Origin of the sequence: Corynebacterium tuberculostearicum SK141 (assembly GCF_000175635.1) — a bacterium.
In the GTDB taxonomy this organism is placed as follows: domain Bacteria; phylum Actinomycetota; class Actinomycetes; order Mycobacteriales; family Mycobacteriaceae; genus Corynebacterium; species Corynebacterium tuberculostearicum_C.
Window position 1 is genome coordinate 1 of record NZ_ACVP01000020.1, and the last position, 17,070, is coordinate 17,070.

The 17,070-nt window shown below is 59.1% G+C and carries 18 protein-coding genes; 7 read left to right on the top strand and 11 right to left on the bottom strand.

Going from position 1 to position 17,070, the window contains the following annotated elements:
- Positions 1-11 precede the first annotated feature (11 nt).
- A complete protein-coding gene (locus CORTU0001_RS05780) occupies positions 12-485 on the bottom strand; it encodes an RDD family protein (RefSeq protein WP_005328129.1) in 474 nt (157 codons plus the stop codon).
- Between the two features lie 118 nt (positions 486-603).
- Between CORTU0001_RS05780 and glnA the strand changes: the two genes are divergently transcribed.
- The 5 genes from glnA to CORTU0001_RS05800 all read left to right on the top strand — a co-directional run bounded on the left by glnA (position 604) and on the right by CORTU0001_RS05800 (position 5,026).
- Positions 604-2,037 carry a type I glutamate--ammonia ligase gene (gene glnA / locus CORTU0001_RS05785; RefSeq protein WP_005324424.1) on the top strand — a complete coding sequence of 478 codons (1,434 nt, stop codon included), beginning with the start codon at positions 604-606 and terminating at the stop codon, positions 2,035-2,037.
- A 337-nt stretch (positions 2,038-2,374) separates the two neighbouring features.
- Complete coding sequence (locus CORTU0001_RS11450) at positions 2,375-3,280, top strand: Abi family protein (protein WP_084771650.1); 906 nt, start codon at positions 2,375-2,377, stop codon at positions 3,278-3,280.
- A gap of 172 nt (positions 3,281-3,452) precedes the next feature.
- Positions 3,453-4,424: a TDT family transporter gene (locus tag CORTU0001_RS05790; protein WP_084771652.1), complete on the top strand. Its 972-nt coding sequence runs from the start codon at positions 3,453-3,455 to the stop codon at positions 4,422-4,424.
- 18 nt (positions 4,425-4,442) lie between these two features.
- Positions 4,443-4,652 (top strand): hypothetical protein, encoded by a 210-nt coding sequence (locus CORTU0001_RS05795; protein ID WP_005328133.1) that lies wholly within the window; start codon positions 4,443-4,445, stop codon positions 4,650-4,652.
- On the top strand, positions 4,652-5,026 hold the full coding sequence (locus tag CORTU0001_RS05800; RefSeq protein ID WP_034668311.1) for a hypothetical protein: 375 nt from the start codon (positions 4,652-4,654) through the stop codon (positions 5,024-5,026). Before CORTU0001_RS05795 ends, CORTU0001_RS05800 begins: the two co-directional genes overlap by 1 nt.
- 2 nt (positions 5,027-5,028) lie before the next feature.
- Here CORTU0001_RS05800 and CORTU0001_RS05805 read toward each other — a convergent pair whose 3' ends face one another.
- Genes CORTU0001_RS05805 through thrC form a run of 4 tightly spaced genes read right to left on the bottom strand, consistent with a single transcriptional unit; the run spans position 5,029 to position 8,007 of the window.
- A complete protein-coding gene (locus CORTU0001_RS05805; protein WP_005328134.1) occupies positions 5,029-5,574 on the bottom strand; it encodes an NUDIX hydrolase in 546 nt (181 codons plus the stop codon).
- A gap of 29 nt (positions 5,575-5,603) precedes the next feature.
- Positions 5,604-6,437: a trypsin-like serine protease gene (locus CORTU0001_RS05810; RefSeq protein WP_005328135.1), complete on the bottom strand. Its 834-nt coding sequence runs from the start codon at positions 6,435-6,437 to the stop codon at positions 5,604-5,606.
- Entirely contained in the window at positions 6,415-6,561 is a 147-nt protein-coding gene (locus CORTU0001_RS11815; protein WP_005328137.1) for a hypothetical protein, read from the bottom strand. Before CORTU0001_RS11815 ends, CORTU0001_RS05810 begins: the two co-directional genes overlap by 23 nt.
- Positions 6,562-6,564: 3 nt before the next feature.
- Positions 6,565-8,007, bottom strand: a complete 1,443-nt coding sequence (gene thrC, locus CORTU0001_RS05815; protein WP_005328139.1) for a threonine synthase — start codon at positions 8,005-8,007, stop codon at positions 6,565-6,567.
- A gap of 39 nt (positions 8,008-8,046) precedes the next feature.
- Between thrC and CORTU0001_RS05820 the strand changes: the two genes are divergently transcribed.
- The gene (locus CORTU0001_RS05820) at positions 8,047-9,354 is read left to right on the top strand and encodes an MFS transporter (protein WP_005328141.1); all 1,308 of its coding nucleotides are present in this window, start codon (positions 8,047-8,049) and stop codon (positions 9,352-9,354) included.
- Between the two features lie 14 nt (positions 9,355-9,368).
- On the opposite strand, the gene CORTU0001_RS05825 is transcribed toward CORTU0001_RS05820, so the two are convergent.
- The 6 genes from CORTU0001_RS05825 to CORTU0001_RS05850 all read right to left on the bottom strand — a co-directional run bounded on the left by CORTU0001_RS05825 (position 9,369) and on the right by CORTU0001_RS05850 (position 15,776).
- The gene (locus CORTU0001_RS05825) at positions 9,369-10,076 is read right to left on the bottom strand and encodes an AAA family ATPase (RefSeq protein WP_005328142.1); all 708 of its coding nucleotides are present in this window, start codon (positions 10,074-10,076) and stop codon (positions 9,369-9,371) included.
- Between the two features lie 10 nt (positions 10,077-10,086).
- Positions 10,087-10,305, bottom strand: a complete 219-nt coding sequence (locus CORTU0001_RS05830; RefSeq protein ID WP_005328144.1) for a hypothetical protein — start codon at positions 10,303-10,305, stop codon at positions 10,087-10,089.
- Between the two features lie 152 nt (positions 10,306-10,457).
- Complete coding sequence (locus CORTU0001_RS05835) at positions 10,458-10,961, bottom strand: hypothetical protein (RefSeq protein ID WP_244262098.1); 504 nt, start codon at positions 10,959-10,961, stop codon at positions 10,458-10,460.
- The gene (locus tag CORTU0001_RS05840) at positions 10,918-11,262 is read right to left on the bottom strand and encodes a hypothetical protein (protein WP_005328146.1); all 345 of its coding nucleotides are present in this window, start codon (positions 11,260-11,262) and stop codon (positions 10,918-10,920) included. The genes CORTU0001_RS05835 and CORTU0001_RS05840 overlap by 44 nt, the downstream gene beginning before the upstream one ends.
- A 97-nt stretch (positions 11,263-11,359) precedes the next feature.
- Positions 11,360-14,431 (bottom strand): bifunctional [glutamine synthetase] adenylyltransferase/[glutamine synthetase]-adenylyl-L-tyrosine phosphorylase, encoded by a 3,072-nt coding sequence (locus CORTU0001_RS05845; protein ID WP_005328147.1) that lies wholly within the window; start codon positions 14,429-14,431, stop codon positions 11,360-11,362.
- Between the two features lie 7 nt (positions 14,432-14,438).
- Positions 14,439-15,776, bottom strand: a complete 1,338-nt coding sequence (locus CORTU0001_RS05850; protein WP_005324400.1) for a glutamine synthetase family protein — start codon at positions 15,774-15,776, stop codon at positions 14,439-14,441.
- Between the two features lie 192 nt (positions 15,777-15,968).
- Between CORTU0001_RS05850 and CORTU0001_RS05855 the strand changes: the two genes are divergently transcribed.
- Positions 15,969-17,027 carry a DUF2786 domain-containing protein gene (locus CORTU0001_RS05855; protein ID WP_005328149.1) on the top strand — a complete coding sequence of 353 codons (1,059 nt, stop codon included), beginning with the start codon at positions 15,969-15,971 and terminating at the stop codon, positions 17,025-17,027.
- Positions 17,028-17,070: the final 43 nt, after the last annotated feature.

The window sequence follows — 17,070 nt, forward strand, 5'->3', positions numbered from 1 at the left end:
AGTCGGGCGGCTTAGGAGCGAATGACGATGGTGCCGGTGGCGCGGTCGTGCATGCCGCGTCCATCCGCATCAACCATGGCCGCTGGGAACAGCACACCGGTAAGCACTGTGCGCAACGCCGCGCGCCATAGGCCCACGTGGGCACCGGGGACGTCGAGTCGCGCCACGCCCATACCCAACAGCAACATGCCGGGGGTGCGGGCAAAGAGCCAGCCACACACAATGCCCATGATGACCCACAGGGCGTAGCCCAAGAAGGCCACACCGCCCAATTCCGTGGTGAACATGTGGATCAGGTTGGCAATGAGCATGCACACGATCCAGTCAATGGCCACGGCGCCGGCGCGGCGGCCAACGGGGGCCAGTGACCCCGGCCCGGACTCCGGAAGGCCGAGCTTTTCGCCCGGCCAGCGGCCGGGACCTTCCATGTCATCGTATTCGCCCGGAATATTCGGCCCGTCGAGCCACGTACGCTTATCTGCCATGCTCACCAATCTAGCGGGCACAAAGTGAGATGTGAAACGAGGGGAATCGCGATGCCTCGGGCGCGAACCTAGTAGGCTATAGAGAGACAATTCACCGGTCAACAACGAGGAGACAAACGTGTCTTTCGAGACAGTGCAGGACATCGTCCAATTTATTAAGGACGAGGACGTAAAGTTCGTCGATATCCGCTTTACGGACGTCCCAGGCACCGAGCACCACTTTTCCATCCCAGCAGAAGAGTTCACCGTAGAAGATGCCGAAAGCGGCCTCGCTTTCGACGGCTCCTCTATCCGCGGATTCACCACCATCGATGAGTCCGACATGACCCTGCTGCCGGATCCAGCCACCGCACATATCGATCCGTTCCGCACGGCCAAGACCCTGAACATCAAGTTCTTCGTCCACGACCCATTTACCTTTGAGCCTTTCTCCCGCGACCCACGCAACATCGCGCGCAAGGCGGAAGAGTACCTGCAGTCCACCGGCATTGCCGATACCTGCAACTTTGGCGCTGAGGCCGAGTTCTACCTCTTTGACTCCGTGCGCTTTGGCACCGACGTACAGCACGGCTTCTACGAGGTGGATTCCGATGAGGGTTGGTGGAACCGCGATAGCGAAACCAACTTCGACGGCACCCCGAACACCGGCTACAAGACCCGTATGAAGGGCGGCTACTTCCCCACCGCGCCGTATGACAAGCACGGTGAGGTGCGCGACGCCATGGTAGAGAACCTGCAGAAGGTTGGCTTCGATGTCGAGCGCTTCCACCACGAGGTCGGTGCCGGCCAGAATGAGATCAACTACCGCTTCAACTCCATGTTGCACGCGGGCGATGACATCCAGACCTTCAAGTACGTGGTCAAGCAGACCGCGGCACAGTGGGGCAAGACCGCAACCTTCATGCCTAAGCCGCTGGCTGGCGATAATGGTTCCGGCATGCACGCCCACATGTCCCTGTGGAAGGACGGCAAGCCTCTCTTCCACGATGAGGCTGGCTACGCAGGCCTTTCCGATATCGCCCGCTACTACATCGGCGGTATCCTCCACCACGCCGGTGCAGTTCTTGCGTTCACCAACCCGACGCTGAACTCCTACCACCGCCTGGTGCCAGGCTTCGAGGCTCCGATCAACCTGGTGTACTCCCAGCGCAACCGCTCGGCCGCTATCCGTATCCCGATTACCGGTTCCAACCCGAAGGCCAAGCGCATCGAGTTCCGCGCACCGGACCCCTCCGGCAACCCGTACTTGGGCTTTGCCGCCATGATGATGGCCGGCATCGACGGCGTAAAGAACCGCATTGAGCCGCACGCTCCCGTTGATAAGGACCTCTACGAGCTGCCACCGGCAGAGGCCGAGTCCATCCCGCAGGCACCGACCTCCCTCGAGGCTTCCTTGAAGGCCCTGCAGGAGGACATGGACTTCCTCACCGAAGGCGATGTCTTCACCGAGGATCTCATCGAGACCTACATCAACTACAAGTACGAGAACGAGATCAACCCGGTTCGCCTGCGTCCTACCCCGCAGGAATTTGAGATGTACTACGACTGCTAGAGCTACGCTTGCCGACGCCCCCTCTCGCCACCGGCTTTCCGCCTTCCTAGGCTCCCTAATTGCTGAGTGCCGATTGGGGGCCTTGCAGATCTATGTGCACTTTGGCTTCAGAAGTTTTGCACCCAACATTGACAAGCGCCCTCGGTTCTTGGCGGTGCCCCACTCCTTGTTGTTTGACTATCGCAGCGTTTTCAGATGCATGGCACTTGAGCAAAACCTTGCGCAAATGATTACTAAGATTGCGCATTTTGCGCTATACTTTAGTCAACCGATACCCCCTCCAAGCTTCCCATAGGAACAGCTCAATATGAGAGGGGGGCTTTGCTATTCTGAAGCAATGAACCGCAGGAAGAAGTTCCTTAGCATTGAAGAGCAAGTCAGTTTAATTCAACGCCGTGGGTTAATCCTTCCTTCCGAAAAATCCGCTGAAAATTTCCTAGAGCGTCAAAATTATTACCGCTTTTCGGGCTACATGCGGTACTTCCAAGAAAACTTAGCCGGTGACGAAGCCAGATTCTTTCCTGGCACCCAGTGGGATGAAATAGTTAACATCTACCGGTTGGACATCGAACTTCGTTCTCTTCTTCTCCGCGGGCTCCAAGAAGCAGAGCTTGCGGCCAGGACGGCCTTTGCTCTCAGCGAAGGTGAAATCCATTCTCCTTATGAGAAGTATCTTCAGCCCACTGCTTACCGGCGCCCACCAAGTCCGGCCATGCGGCCCACACACGATCTAATTATCAGTGAGCTCAAGCGGTCTAAGGAACCATACCTCCATAAATACCAAAAGGACTCAGGGTCCGACACTGAAAGGTGGGTTTACGATGTTCCAATTTGGGTGGCCGTCGAGGCATTGTCCTTTGGTACGTTGTCGAAAGCGATAAGCTTCCGAAACGACCACAACCAGGTTTACGCAAAGACTTGTTCCATTCTTGGCGTAAAGAAACAATATTTGGCGCGCCAATTGCGCTCTTTTACATTCGTGAGAAATAAGTGCGCTCACTCAGCTCGGTTATGGAACGGTTTCGTTTTGGACCAACCTGCAGTTTCCAATGCTACGAAGCGGCGTGCTGTGAAAGTTTTAGGTCAAAATTACGGCGAGAACTCGCTACTAGCAGTAATTGTAGCCCTTGATAACTTTCTCTTCCTTACTCATTCGTGGGTTGGATTTTTGGATGAGTATATGAAGCTGGTCGAACGAAATCCGGATTTCCACCAAGGTATAGCGAATCCTCATCATTCATAGCCTCCTTGCTGTATGAACACGCAATGGTATTCCAGCCCTTTTCTTGCGACCCCAGACACACATTCACGTGGGTTTGACCCCCGCCCCTAAATGCACGCTTAGCGAGAGTTCTCACCAGCAAAAACGACAGCAAAATTCTGATAACCCGACCGAAAGAAATTAACATGTGGGTGTGACTAATAGATTCCGCCAACTCCCAGCCCCTGGCCCCGCGTGGGGAGGCAGCCTCATGGGCACCTCCATCGTCTCGCGCCTGCTCGTGGAAGAAGGCATGATGATCCTGGCCGGCATTTTTGCCACCATCGCGTGCGTCATCTTTGTCGTTCTCACCGCGGGCTTCTTGCGCTACCGCCACCCCAGCTTTGAGCGCACCACTATGGCGGAGTGGTCGATGTTTTTCATCGGAATCTTGGCGCTCGGTGCCGCGCTTTCGGGTCTGACGGATATCCCTACATTCCGTCTCGTGGGCTTTTGGATCGGTGGCCCGGTTACGGTTATTACGTGGGCTATCCAGCTCACGCGCTTTCATGGCGAGCCGAAGTTCACCTGGGGCCTGCCGCTGGTCGGCCCTATGATTTCGGCTTCCGTTTCCGGTTGGCTGGCTAATGATTACGGCCCGCTCTACCACGTGATGGGTACGGTATTTTTCTTCATGTCCCTGGTGACGGCGGTGCCCACCTTCGCCCGCGTGTACTGGGCGGCATGGCACGGCAAGGTGGATTTCACCGGCGCCAAATCAGCCACCGCATGGGTCCCGCTAGGCGTGGTGGGCCAGTCCACCACGGCAATGCAGATTCTCTTCCCCGGCACGGTGTCCATCTATTACGGCGTTACGGCCCTTATCATCGCCATTCCACTGTCCATCTACGCGATGTTTACCTTCTATCCCAATGTGGCTCGGTGGGTTCCGTACTCCCCGGCGTGGTGGTCTTGCACGTTCCCGCCGGGAACCGTGAGCATGGGCGGCCACCAGCTGGCATTAGTCAATGGCTCCGAGCTTATCGACGCCATTGCGCTCACCATCCCCGTCCTCCTCACCGCACACTGGATGCTGTGCTCCACCCGCTTCCTCAGCTGGGTGTGGGAAGGAAAGAAGGAAACCGGCCCTGAAGAGCCACTTATTAAGTCTGGGCCCAACAGGTAGCAAGGAGGCGCAGCCACTATGCGAGACGCCAGCTTCAAACGAGGAAAGCGCCGCAAAGGCCGCCGCACGCGTGAAGCGCGACCGCGGCGCGAGCACTGGAGCAGGGAATACGCAATCTATGCGGAAGATTCCTGGGGCATAGATGACTTGGGGCCCGAGGGCGGCGAGAATTCCGTGCGCGCCTATTCCGGCGGCCGCGCAGATGGCAATCGTCGCCGGCGCCGCTAATGCATAATAGCTCCCCTATCACCTTCATCGCCTGGGACCGCGCCAACCTGGCTGCGGTGAGAGACGTACTCGCCAGCCTGCAGCGAGACGGCATTTTCCTGCGCCGCGGCCACCTGCTCTTGGAAACGTCGTGGCTTGGCTCAGGCGCACGAGACTTCTACGCCACGGCCTGGCGCTGGGGCGCACACGACTGCCCGCTCTTTTATGACCTAGCCCGGCGCGGAAAGCTCTTAATTACTATCAGCGATACCGTGATTTCCTGCGGCAGCAAGGACGACATTGCCGATGCGCGCACTGGCATTGCACAACAGCTCATCGCCGCCCAGGATCCACAGCACTTGTGCGGGCTGCTTGCCGACGCCGCAGAAGTCTAGCCCTACAGTCCCGGTTGTTCGCTGCGCTTCATCCAGCCCATGCGCGGGGCAAAGCCGCGGGGATGTTTCATTTGGGCTACGGCGTCGGCAATCATGAGGCGGTGGCGGCGCGACACGCTATCGGGAAGCTTCGCCACGGAGAACCACCCCGCCTCGGTATTTTCTTCATCACTGATGACCGGCTCTGCGCCATCCGCTACTGATACGCGCAGCGCGGTTCCCATAAAGGTGCACTCATCGCCGTTGGGGTAGGTCACGGGGCCGGACTGCCCCACGCCCAATAGCGCTTCCACCTTGGCATCGAGACCGACTTCCTCTTTGACTTCTCGCAGCGCGGTGGTAGTAATTTCCTCGCCTGGCTCGCAGATTCCTTCCACCGGGGTCCACGTACCGTTATCGGAGCGCTTTACTAGCAGTACGGAGGGGACTTCCCACAGCGCGGCGTCTGCCGGAACATCGCGGATGATGATGGCGCTGCAGGCTGGCACAAAGATCTGAGCGTGGCCAATCTTTTCGCGCAGCTGAACAATAAAATCTGGAGTCGGCATGCCACCTAGCGTAGACCAGTGCGGCGCACTTAGGCCATGGGCCCCAAGACCTCTTTAGCTAGAAGCTGAATATCGGTGGCCAACGTGAAAGACAACTCCATGTCTGTCTGCGTGGTTTGGCAGGTGTGGCCTTCTTCGAGGCGTTGCGTCGTTCCGGAGACCACGCCCACGATGGTTTGTTTTCCTTCTACTTCGCCATACACCGGACCACCGGAGTCACCATTGGTACTGCATACGCGCGCCCTAGCGGCAATCGAATCCCGCTGGAGTCCCCCCGAGTTCAGCTGCGCCATCGCCGCACCATGGATAAGCGTGCCGCAGGTCTCATCAGTCACGCGGCCAAGCTTGCACACATGAAGCGGCAGGTGAGCCAAGGACGTGGCGACGCTATTGTCTACCGCTCCGGGGACGTAGTAGTCAGCGCTGCCGGTGATCTCGATAAAGGCCACATCGAGGTCGTGGGTGTCTTCGGAATAGAAATCAGAGTAGATGACCTCGCCGATAGGTTCGGCGGGGTAGCTAAAGTCGCCGTCGGCGGTTCCGGCCCAGACCTTATCGCCGGGCTTGCCGCAATGGGAAGCGGTAACGGCGATCGTGCGGGCGTCGGCAAGCGTAAATGACCACGCCGCGGTGCACGACTGGTAGTTGAAGTAGGCACCCGGCTGCGGTTCATCGCCGGAGAGATCCAAGGCGGTGCCCGGCGCGAGCGGCGCCGTGGCCGGGGAATAGGACTCATTGGGAATGAGGTTTTTAGAAGACAGGGCGGAGAAACTTGGCTCTTCCCCACCCCGCACCGGGCTGCAGGCCGCAAGGAACGCGGCCGTGCACGCTACAAAGACGCTAGTTGCTTTCTGCGTCCGCATCCCCGGCGTTGTCCTTATTATCTTCTTCCGCATCCATCTCCGCCTGGGCTTTGAGATCGCGGATGAACTTTTCCGGATCAAACTCGGTGTAATGTTCCGGGCCGGCAAAATTTTCTAGGGCCATGGTCTAAACCTCCGTTTTCTGAATCGACGTGGTGATGTAATCCTTGACCGCCGCGGCATCATTAGGCAAGTCCTTGACGCGCCGCTCAGTATCGAGGATGCCGGCAAAGCGCTCGGGCGGCTCAGGTGCGGAGCCGATGGCTTCCGTAATGGTCTCGGCAAACTTCACCGGCAGCGCGGTCTCCAGACACACAATTGGCGTCTCCACGCCCTCGCGCTGTGCGCCGCGGGCCACCTTGATGCCATCGGCCGTGTGCGGATCCGCCAGGTAATCAAAGCGCTCGTGCACGTCCTTGATGGTGGCTAGGCGATCGGCATGGCTGGAGGAACCGGACAGGAAACCATAGTCCTCGCGGGCAGCAGCAATCTTCTCGCGGTCGAGGCTAAAGCCGCCTTCTTTCACCTTGGTGCCGAACAGCTCCGCGGTTTCGGCTGCATCGCGGCCGAGCAAGTCAAACGCAAAGCGCTCAAAATTCGAGGCACGGGAGATATCCATGGACGGCGACGAGGTAGCCATGGTCTCTGCGGCTGGGCGCGGCCGATAGTTGCCGGTGCGGAAGAACTCATCCAGTACGTCGTTCTCATTGGTGGCCACGATGAGGCGATCAATGGGAAGGCCCATCTGGCGAGCGATGTGGCCGGCGCAGATATCGCCAAAGTTACCGGTGGGAACACTAAAGGAAACCTTCTGATCGGCGGTTTCGGTGACCTTGAGCCAGCAGGAGATGTAGTAGACCACCTGGGCCATCAGCCGTGCCCAGTTAATGGAATTGACCGCGCCGATGCGGTAGGCGGCCTTAAAATCAGCATCTCCCGATACCGCCTTGACCACATCCTGGCAATCATCGAAGACGCCATCGAGAGCGATGTTGAAGATATTCGGGTCATCCAGCCCAAACATCTGCGCCTGTTGGAAGGCCGTCATCCGGCCGGCTGGGGTGAGCATAAAGACGCGAATGCCATGGCGCCCGCGCATCGCATACTCTGCAGAGGACCCCGTATCGCCGGAAGTAGCGCCCAGAATATTGAGGGTCTCGCCGCGGCGGGCGAGCTCATATTCAAAGAGCTCACCCAAAAGCTGCATGGCCATGTCCTTAAATGCTGCAGTTGGCCCTTCGGATAGATGGCCGATGAAAAGGCCCTCGCCTAGTTCGGTGACGGGAACGATTTCCGGGTCCGCGAACTTAGGGCTGGTATAGGCGCGGGCGGCGATGGCCTCGATGTCTTGCGCTGGAATATCGTCAATGAAAAGCTTAAGTACCTCGGCCGCAAGCGCCGCGTAGCCTTTGTCCGCTAGGAGCCTGCGCCATGAATTTAAAGTGGCGGAATCTAGCTGTGGGTAGCTCTCCGGCAGGTATAAACCGCCATCGGGGGCAAGCCCGCCGAGGAGAATATCTGTAAAAGATGCGGGCTGACGGGCGGTATCGCGGGTCGAAATGTACTTCACACAAAAGAATCTTAGTAGTTAAGGCGTAAGGTATCAGCCATGTCGCAGCCGAATCCCAGAGAAGTCATTACCACTCAGGCTTTAAGCATTTGGGTAGCCGCCATGGCGGTCTACCTCGTAGCGATTACCGGCCGTACCTCTTTCGGTGTGGCTGGTTTGGATGCCATTGAGCGCTTCGATGTCGACGCCGGTCGTATCGCAGTCTTTACCTCTGTGCAGTTGGGCGTGTACGCCCTAGCCCAAATCCCCACCGGCATCTTGATTGATAAATTTGGCCCCCGCCTACTCCTCGTGGTCGGCGCCGTCATTATGGGTGTAGGCCAGGTCGTCTTGGGCTTTACCACCAGCTATGGCGTGGCCATTGCCGCGCGCGTGCTCATCGGCGCAGGCGATGCCACGGCGTTTCTCTCCGTGATGCGCATCCTGCCTTATTGGTTCCCGCTGCACCGCACGCCCATGTTTACCCAGGTGACGTCGTCGCTGGGACAGATGGGCCAGTTCATTTCCGCGGTTCCCTTCCTGTGGTTGCTGGGCGCGGCCGGCTGGACCGCCGCCTTCGTCACCCTTGGCGCGGTGGGCATCCTGGTAGCCATCGCCGCCATCGTGGCGGTGGCAGACTCACCAGAGAAGTTGGGCATTATTCCCACGGAGAAGGAACCACCCAACTCGCAGGCCACCAGCATCCCGGCCCGCTTGAAAACGGTATTCCGCTCCCCGGTGGCCTGGCAGGCTTACTTCATCCACTACATCGGCATGCTCCCACTCATCGTCTTTGTCATGCTCTGGGGCATGCCCATGATGACCCAGGGCATGGAGATGTCCAAGGCCAAGTCCAGCCTGGTACTCACCTTGCTGGCGGTATTTTTGGTCTTCGTTGGCCCCTTGCACGGCAAGATTTCCTCCCGTGCGCAGCATGTTCGCCCGTGGCTTAGCCTCGGGTTTGTCGCGGTTCACGTACTGACCTGGCTGATTTTCTTTACCTTTGGCACCGACGGCGGTTTGGCCGCCATTTTGGTGGTGTCCTTCGTTACCGCGCTGTGCACACCGACGGCCAACTATGGCTTCGATATCGTGCGTGAACGCATGGACCGCTCCGTGGTAGCCACCGCTACGGGCTTGGGAAATATGGGCGGGTTTACCTCCGGCATGTTGGGCGCGCAGCTCTTCGGCATGGTGTTGGACCACTCCTCCGACGCCCCTAATTACTCCATGCCGGATTTCACTGCTGCCGCGGCTGCGGTGCTAGCCGTTTGGATAGTAGGCATGATTGGTGTGGTCATCACCCACTTCCTTCGCCGCCGCGCCGGCGAGGACGGGCCTTCTGTCACCATCGTGGAGGTTTCCTAGCAGCCCTCGACTGATTACTCCGGGTTGAGAATAAAGCGAATTGTCCCCTCAGGGTCCGCCAAAAGCTCCCGGGTAGCCGCCACGGCTTCCGCTTCGTCGAAGGCGATGCGTTCAAAGCCAGTATCGTTGAGCTCCACAATGTCCGCACCAGGGCAGGTTAGAAGAATCGGCGAGTGCGTGGCAATAATGACCTGTGCGCCGCGGTCAACCGCTTGGGCAATTTCCGCTACGAGGGCCAGTTGCCGGATAACGGACAGCCCAGACTCTGGCTCATCAAGGATGTACACGCCTTGGCCATTGATGTGCTCATAGAGTAGGTCAAAGACGGATTGTCCGTGCGAGCGGCGGGACAAATCCACGTTCTGAGGAAGAGTCGAACGGCCGCCGCGTTCGGCCGCTGAATCCCCACGTCCAATCAAGTACTCGTGCTTTTCGGCGCGCAAGAAGTAGGCACGCTGGATCACTTCCTCCGTATCGCAGCGAATGGGACTGCGAGGAACGATTTCATCTGGGTCATCCATGCGGCCGCCCGCAGGTGAACAGCCCAAATCACTAGCTACGCCAGCGAGCAAGCTCGATTTGCCAATGCCATTTTCACCGACAAAGACGGTGACGGGGCTTCGCAGCTTGAAGCTGCCCAAATCAACTAAGTAGTCGAAGACGGGCAGCTCGGCGCGGTAGTCCTCGGGCTTGAATTTCAGGCTTAGGGCATCAACCAGCATGGGCCCTAGGTTAATTCAGCTCATCCAGTACGCGCAGCGCATCATCATGCGCTGCCGCCGCGCCAAAGTTTTTCAGGTGGTCACCCAAATCGCCGGCCGGAACCGATTGGGCGATGGTATCGGCCGGCACGGTATTGACGGCATAAGCCACCCCTACCCCGCCGGTGATGGGGATGGCAATGGCGGCGAGTACTCCCGCCGCGGTCGACAGCGTGGTCTTGAAAGTCATAGTCTCCTCCAGAGGCTTCGGCACCGAGCACCCTGCCCGTTACCAATTTGTGATGTTTTACCTTAGGAAGAGTTACTGCCAAGGCCATGCCGCCTAGCTGCGGGTTGCCTGAATTTTCGCGCCCAGTTCGCGAGGAAATAAAGGGGGGGGGGCTAGTTTGCTGGATAGCTCTCGGCCACAATGCCATCGCTTGCCGGCATGACAAGGCCTCGCTCAAAAGCTACGAGAACGGCCTTTTCATCAGATTCGCTGATGTCACCGGCCTCCACCGCACTGTTGAGCTCGCGTTCCAAGTAGACGCGCACATCGGACTTGCCGTTTTCAGTCTGGGTAATATCCCGCGGGACGGAGTTGAGCGGAATGCCCAGGGCCTTCGCCAGGGAGGTCACGCGGTTGGCGTCGGTGGAATCATCGGCCATGATGTCACCATTGACCTGTGCGGGCATGTCTTCCTGAACCACGCCACCGGCCACGGCCTCGCCCACCGTCTTCGTCCCCTTGGGGGGATTATCGCGGTTGGTTGCCCACACCCCGACAGCGATAGCCACGATGACGGCCACGGCTACAAAGGCCCACAGGTAGATGAGCTTATGTCGATACACTCCGCTGATTTTAGCCATGGTAACCAGCGCCATCGCCGAAGGAACCGTAGTCATTGCCGCGAGGGTTCTCGCCGCGATCATTGAGGGCGTCGATGATGGAGCGGATGGTGGCCTCTCCTATGCGGTCGGCGCGCCCCCACGAGCGAGGTGCCTGGCGAGAATTGTGCGGTGCTGATTCTGGCCGCGGCGGCGCTGGCTTTTCCTCTCGCGGCGTGGAGACCTCGATGGTCAAGGTGGTGCCATCAAGGTGGAGAGCGTCACCGTCGCGCACGCCCGCGGCACGCGCTGCGGAAAGCAGCGCGGATAGTTCGCCCACCGTGGCATTGTCCACATCGAGTTGCAGCTTAAAAGACATAACTAGCCAGTCCTTTCCTATTCCCATCCCACTTTAGAGTCCGAAAGTGCAAAAAGTAAGGGCGCGGTGCGCACATCGGGGACTTTCAAGGCTAACTCTAAGAATGCTCGAAGGATTCCTCCTCGCCCCAGAAGACCTCATCTACAACTTTCCGGGCATGGCGGGTAAGTTTCAGATAGTTTTCTAGAAACTCTTGGTTCTCCTCCGGCGGCCAGCCAGCGGCACCGGCTACCTGGGCCAGCTGCGGGCCGGGCCCGGGCAGCTGGTCCACGCGCTTGCCGCGCACGAGCACCAGTGCATTGCGGGCGTCGGTAGCCATAAGCCAGGCCTCGCGCAGGTCCGAGACTTGCTCGGCAGACAGAATTGCGGTTTCCTCCAAGGCATCGAGCACGCGCAGTGTGGACGGATCGTGCAGTTGGGCATACTCGTGGGCATGCATCATGGTCAGGAGCTGCACAGTCCATTCAATATCTGAGAGCGCACCGCGCCCCAGCTTGGTATGAGTATTGCGGTCCGCGCCGCGCGGGAGGCGCTCATTGTCCACGCGCGCCTTCATGCGCCGGATATCGCGAATGGTCGAGGCGCTGGCACCGCCTTCTGGGTAGCGGAAGCTATCGACCATGGACATAAATCGCTCGCCTACTTCCCTATCGCCAGCCACGAAGGCAGCGCGCAACAATGCCTGCAGCTCCCAAGACTCGCCCCACTCGCGGTAGTAGCGCTCATAGGAGGAGATGGTGCGCGCCACCGCACCGGAGCGGCCCTCTGGGCGCAGGCCCAAATCGACGTCCAGCGGCGGGTCGCCCGAAGGCTTAGACAGGCGGCGCCGGAGCTTATCGACGATCCCGATAGCCCACTTCACGGCCTCCCCTTCCGCGCCAGAGTCATCGGCCGGTTCGCTAGGTTCTGCTACGACGAGCACATCCGCATCTGAGCCAAAGCCCAGCTCCATGCCTCCCAAGCGGCCCATGCCAATGACGGCGATGCGCGCTGGCGGCTCTGCGTCTTCGTTGGCAAGGCGCCACGCGCGCACCTCGGCGCGAAGTGCAGCCTCAAGGACGGCATCCCAAATTGTGGATAGCTCATGGCACACCTGCTTGACCGGCATGAAGCCCAGCAAATCCGCACTGGCGATGCGGGCCAACTCCACTCGGCGCAACGAACGCGCCACCGCCACCGCTTTATCCGGGTCGGCGTGGCGCTTGCTGGAATTGACCAGCGCCTTGGAAACCTGTTCGGGTTTGGTTTCTAGCAGTTTGGGGCCAGTGGCGCCGTCGGAAAGCTGCTTGACCGAATCCGGCGCGCTAATAATTAGATCAGAGGTAAACGGCGAGGTACCCAGGATGTGCATGAGCCGTTGGCCCACAATTCCTTCATCGCGCAGCATGCGCAAGAACCACGACCTATCGTTCGCGGCCTCCGAGAGCTTGCGATAATTCAACAGGCCCATATCGGGGTCTGCGGTATCGGCGAGCCATTCCATCAAGGTAGGCAGCAAAATCGCCTGGATGCGTGCCTTGCGCGAGGTTCCCGCTGCCAAGGAGGTCAGGTGCTCGAATGCGCGCTCGGGGTGGTTATAGCCCAACGCGGCCAGCTGCAGCTTGGCGGCCTCCGGCGAAAGCTTGAGCTCATCGGCGGACATGGTGACCACGGAATTAAGCAGCGGCCGGTAGAACAGGCGCGAGTGCAGCTCGGAGATCCGCAGGCGGATCCGGCGCAGGTGCGACAGCATGCGCTCGGCCGCCGACTTGGTGCCCTGCGGATAAAAGCCGGCGATGCGCGCGAGCCACTTCATCCCGTCCTCATCGTCCTTTTCCGGCAGCGTGTGCGTGCGGCGGAAGCGCTCCAATTGCAGGCGGTGCTCAAGCAGGCGCAGAAACTCATAGGCTTCAATGAGCTGGGTGCCGTCCTCGCGGCCGACGTACCCCGCTGAAATCAGCGCCTCCAGCGCCTCCACCGTGGAAAGCGCCCGCAGCGTCTCATCGGAGCGACCATGGACCAACTGCAGGAGCTGGACAGCAAATTCGATATCGCGCAGGCCGCCCACGCCCAACTTGAGCTCGCGGTGCTTGAGCTCCTCGGGAACATTGGCCAGCACGCGGCGGCGCATGGCCTGTACGTCCTCAACAAAGGACTCGCGCTGCGACGCCGTCCACACCATCGGTCGGATCTGGTCCAAATAGTCCTGGCCTAGCGGGAGGTAGCCGGTCATAGCGCGCGCTTTAAGGAGCGCCTGGAATTCCCACGTCTCCGCCCACCGCTTGTAGTAGGCCACGTGAGATTCCAAAGTGCGCACCAATGCGCCCGACTTTCCCTCGGGGCGCAGGTTCGCATCCACCTCGAAAAAGGTGGTGGATCCAATGCGATTAAACTCCGCCGCCAGCCGCGTGGCCCTAGGGGTTGCCTCGCTGCCGACGAAAATGACGTCCACATCGGAAATATAGTTCAGCTCTCCTGCGCCACACTTGCCCATCGCCATGACAGCCAGCTGTGCATCCAAGGGGTCATCGCCGTAAATGGTGCGCACGGCGCAGGCAAGGGAGGCGGTTAAGGCGGCGTCGGCAAGCGCGGTAGTCAGCGCCGTAATCTGGCGGAACCCTACCTCCGGCTGCAGCTTGGTCTGGCCCTTGCGCGAATGAAAAGTGCCCGCCACATCGCAGGCGGCAATGCGCATCATCAAAGTGCGGTAGGTCGTGCGCAGCGCCTGCTTATGCTCCCCCTCGCCGGCACGGTAAGTGCCCGCCGCGCTCAAGTCTTTGCGCGCCGGATCGGGACGGTCAATGTCCTCCGCAAAGTCCGCGGGCTCGGCATCGACGGCACCGAGCAAGCTTTGCAGCATCTCTTCAGACTGCGGAAGGGGTTTTTCTAGTTCTCGCCACAGTTCAGGGTGCGCCGCGAGGTGATCGCCGAAGGCGGTCGAGGCCCCCAGTAGTGCGAAGAGGCGCACGCGCAAAGTTTCATTGGAACGCACGGCATCATCGAGCTCTGGGGCTTGTTCATAGATGCGGATCAAATTATTGAGAGCCAGGTCTGGGTCGCCCACGGCAGCGAGGGTCCACAACAGATCGGCTGATTCCGGATTCTTCCACCCCAGCTGCTCAATATCCTGCGCAGCATGCGGGCGGGTAAGACCTAGTGTGGCCGGTGAAGGCACAGCAGCAGGACGCATTTTTCTCCTAGAAGTTCAGGTTATTGCGCAGCTCAAAGGTGGTGATTTGGCTCTGATAGTGATGCCACTCATCCCACTTGGAGCGCAGGAAGAACTCAAAGACGTGCTCGCCCAAGACTTCTGCCATGAACTCGGATTTTTCAAACTCGCGCAAGGCCTGATCCAGGCTGGTGGGTAGATCCTTATAGCCCATCGCGCGGCGCTCGCGGCGGGTGAGCTGGTGGACATCGTCCTCGGCCGGATCATCGAGCTCGTAGCCCTCGCGGATGCCTCGCAGGCCTGCTGCCAATAGCACCGCATATCCCAGGTAGGGGTTCATCGAGGCATCAATGGAGCGGATTTCTACCCGGCGCGATTCTTCCTTGGTAAGCCGGTAGGTGGGAACGCGGACCAGCGCGGAGCGATTCGATACTCCCCAGGTGGCTGCGCCCGGCGCCTCGTTGCCGAACATTAGGCGCTTATAAGAATTGGTCCACTGATTCACAATCGCGGACATCTCCGTGGAGTGCTCCAAGATGCCGGCGATGAACTGGCGGCCGGTCTGGGACAAAGAGAATTCATCATCCGGATCGTGGAAAGCATTGGATTGGCCTTCAAAAAGGCTCAAGTGGGTGTGCATGCCTGAGCCCGGTAAATGTTCGAAGGGCTTAGGCATGAAGGTGGCGCGCACGTTGGAGTTGGTGGCCACCTGCTTGATCACGTGCCGGAAGGTCATGATGTTATCGGCCATGGTGAGCACGTCCGCATGGCGCAGATCAATTTCTTGCTGGCCCGGCGCGGTTTCGTGGTGGCTAAACTCCGTGGCAATTCCCAGCGATTCCAGCGCTAGCATTGCCTTCCTGCGGAAAAGCGGGGCGGTATCGTGCGTTGCTTGGTCGAAGTAACCGCCGTTATCCGTGGGCACCAAGTCGGTGAGTTCGCGGCCGCGCTCGAGGAGATAGAACTCGATTTCTGGCGAAGCCATACAGGTAAATCCATCGTTGGCGGCCTCGGTGACCTGGCGGCGCAGGATATGGCGCGGGTCCACCATGGAGGGCTGGCCGTCTGGCTGTGCGATATCGCAAAACATGCGGGCCGATTGCAGGTCCGGCTCATCCATATCAAAGGGCAGAATCTGAAAGGTGGAGGGATCTGGCAGGGCAATGGTGTCAGACTCAGAGATGCGAGAAAAGCCCTCTACGGAAGAACCATCAAAGCCAACACCTTCTTCAAAGGCCGATTCCAGCTCGGACGGGCTCATGACCACGGATTTGAGGGCGCCCAGAATATCCGTAAACCACAGGCGGATAAAGCGGATATCGCGTTCCTCAACGGTGCGCAAGACAAATTCGTGTTGGCTATTCATGCTTTAGACCTTACCGGCTCTCCCCCGAGGGATGTGCAGTTCATGCGACAGTTTTTCTAGGGCGAAATGTGCAGGTCGCAAGAGTATCCAGGGGGTGGCTAGCGGGGGCTTTCCTGGCAGGAGCCAGCGTCAGCGCATGCTTTGCTAAGTGGGCAAGCGAACATACGTACACTTCTTAAAGGACGAATCTTTATGACCACCCACTGCGATGACCTTTCTGCTCACGTAATCGAACGCCTCATCACCGCCGCACAACAAGGCTGGGCGCCGGCGGACCTAGAACATGTCTTAGGCCCGCATGCCTACCCCATTATTTACCGTGCAAGCCCCCATGTGCCGGCACGAATTACCTCCCCTGCGCTGCGCAAAGCATGGCTCCAGATGGCCCCTCCGCAGGAGAATTTCATTCCGCGCGATAAGCTGCGTGCCATTATTAAAGAGCTCATTCACCTACCGAGGCTGCGCGATACCGAGCTTTTAGCCTCCGGCGAATCCTTGCGGGAGGATGGGCTTAGCGATAAGCAACGCAAGATCCGCGAAAAGGTGCTAGGCCTTTTGCGAAAAGCGGAATCTACCAGCTTTGAGGATGAGGCCGAGGTTCTCATTTCTAAGGCGCAGTCCCTGCAGCAGAAGTATCGCATCGAGGATCTCCTTACCTCCGAGCTACCTGATCTTATTTCCCACCGCGTGCACATCCACCCGCCGTATATCAAGCACCAGGCTTCCCTGTTAAGCACTATCTCTGACGCCAATGGATGCACTACTCTCCTTATTCATGACAAGGGCTTGGCCTGTGTGATTGGCGCTCCTGCCGACGCCGCCCATTGCGCCGACCTTTTTGCCTCCCTCAACCGTCAATGCGATTGGTTCATGCGCAATGGTGACGGCGCAGAAATTGCCCGCGCTACGGGCTCTACCGCTGCCTATCGCCGGAGCTTCCGGCTTTCTTATGCCGCCCGCATCGGTGAATTGCTCACTCAAGCAAATGAGGATGGCATCGCAGATAACTTGCGGGAGTCGCAGTACTGCTCACACCACGCAGAGACTGTAGCCACCCAAACCCTTCCGGCGCTGCAGGCGCGCACCGATCATGCCATCGAAACCCGCAATCGTCTCTTCCCCAACCTGACGGAAATGTCGCTTTCGATGAACAGCATGCACGGCATAAACGATGGTATTGCCGCTGCCGATAAATCTCACTTTGGCGGTGATACTTCCGGGATCGGTTCGGTTCCAGAAATTACGCAGTAATTTTTGCCCTGCTCAAGGCCATTCTTCTCTCCCGTTCCCTGCT

Excerpts from the sequence above, each read along its gene's own strand:
- CORTU0001_RS05780 (WP_005328129.1), bottom strand. The coding sequence starts at position 485 with ATGGCAGATAAGCGTACGTGGCTCGACGGGCCGAATATTCCGGGCGAA.
- CORTU0001_RS11450 (WP_084771650.1), top strand. The coding sequence starts at position 2,375 with ATGAACCGCAGGAAGAAGTTCCTTAGCATTGAAGAGCAAGTCAGTTTA.
- CORTU0001_RS05795 (WP_005328133.1), top strand. The coding sequence starts at position 4,443 with ATGCGAGACGCCAGCTTCAAACGAGGAAAGCGCCGCAAAGGCCGCCGC.
- CORTU0001_RS05800 (WP_034668311.1), top strand. The coding sequence starts at position 4,652 with ATGCATAATAGCTCCCCTATCACCTTCATCGCCTGGGACCGCGCCAAC.
- CORTU0001_RS05805 (WP_005328134.1), bottom strand. The coding sequence starts at position 5,574 with ATGCCGACTCCAGATTTTATTGTTCAGCTGCGCGAAAAGATTGGCCAC.
- CORTU0001_RS05810 (WP_005328135.1), bottom strand. The coding sequence starts at position 6,437 with ATGCGGACGCAGAAAGCAACTAGCGTCTTTGTAGCGTGCACGGCCGCG.
- CORTU0001_RS11815 (WP_005328137.1), bottom strand. The coding sequence starts at position 6,561 with ATGGCCCTAGAAAATTTTGCCGGCCCGGAACATTACACCGAGTTTGAT.
- CORTU0001_RS05820 (WP_005328141.1), top strand. The coding sequence starts at position 8,047 with ATGTCGCAGCCGAATCCCAGAGAAGTCATTACCACTCAGGCTTTAAGC.
- CORTU0001_RS05825 (WP_005328142.1), bottom strand. The coding sequence starts at position 10,076 with ATGCTGGTTGATGCCCTAAGCCTGAAATTCAAGCCCGAGGACTACCGC.
- CORTU0001_RS05830 (WP_005328144.1), bottom strand. The coding sequence starts at position 10,305 with ATGACTTTCAAGACCACGCTGTCGACCGCGGCGGGAGTACTCGCCGCC.
- CORTU0001_RS05835 (WP_244262098.1), bottom strand. The coding sequence starts at position 10,961 with ATGACTACGGTTCCTTCGGCGATGGCGCTGGTTACCATGGCTAAAATC.
- CORTU0001_RS05840 (WP_005328146.1), bottom strand. The coding sequence starts at position 11,262 with ATGTCTTTTAAGCTGCAACTCGATGTGGACAATGCCACGGTGGGCGAA.
- CORTU0001_RS05845 (WP_005328147.1), bottom strand. The coding sequence starts at position 14,431 with ATGCGTCCTGCTGCTGTGCCTTCACCGGCCACACTAGGTCTTACCCGC.
- CORTU0001_RS05850 (WP_005324400.1), bottom strand. The coding sequence starts at position 15,776 with ATGAATAGCCAACACGAATTTGTCTTGCGCACCGTTGAGGAACGCGAT.
- CORTU0001_RS05855 (WP_005328149.1), top strand. The coding sequence starts at position 15,969 with ATGACCACCCACTGCGATGACCTTTCTGCTCACGTAATCGAACGCCTC.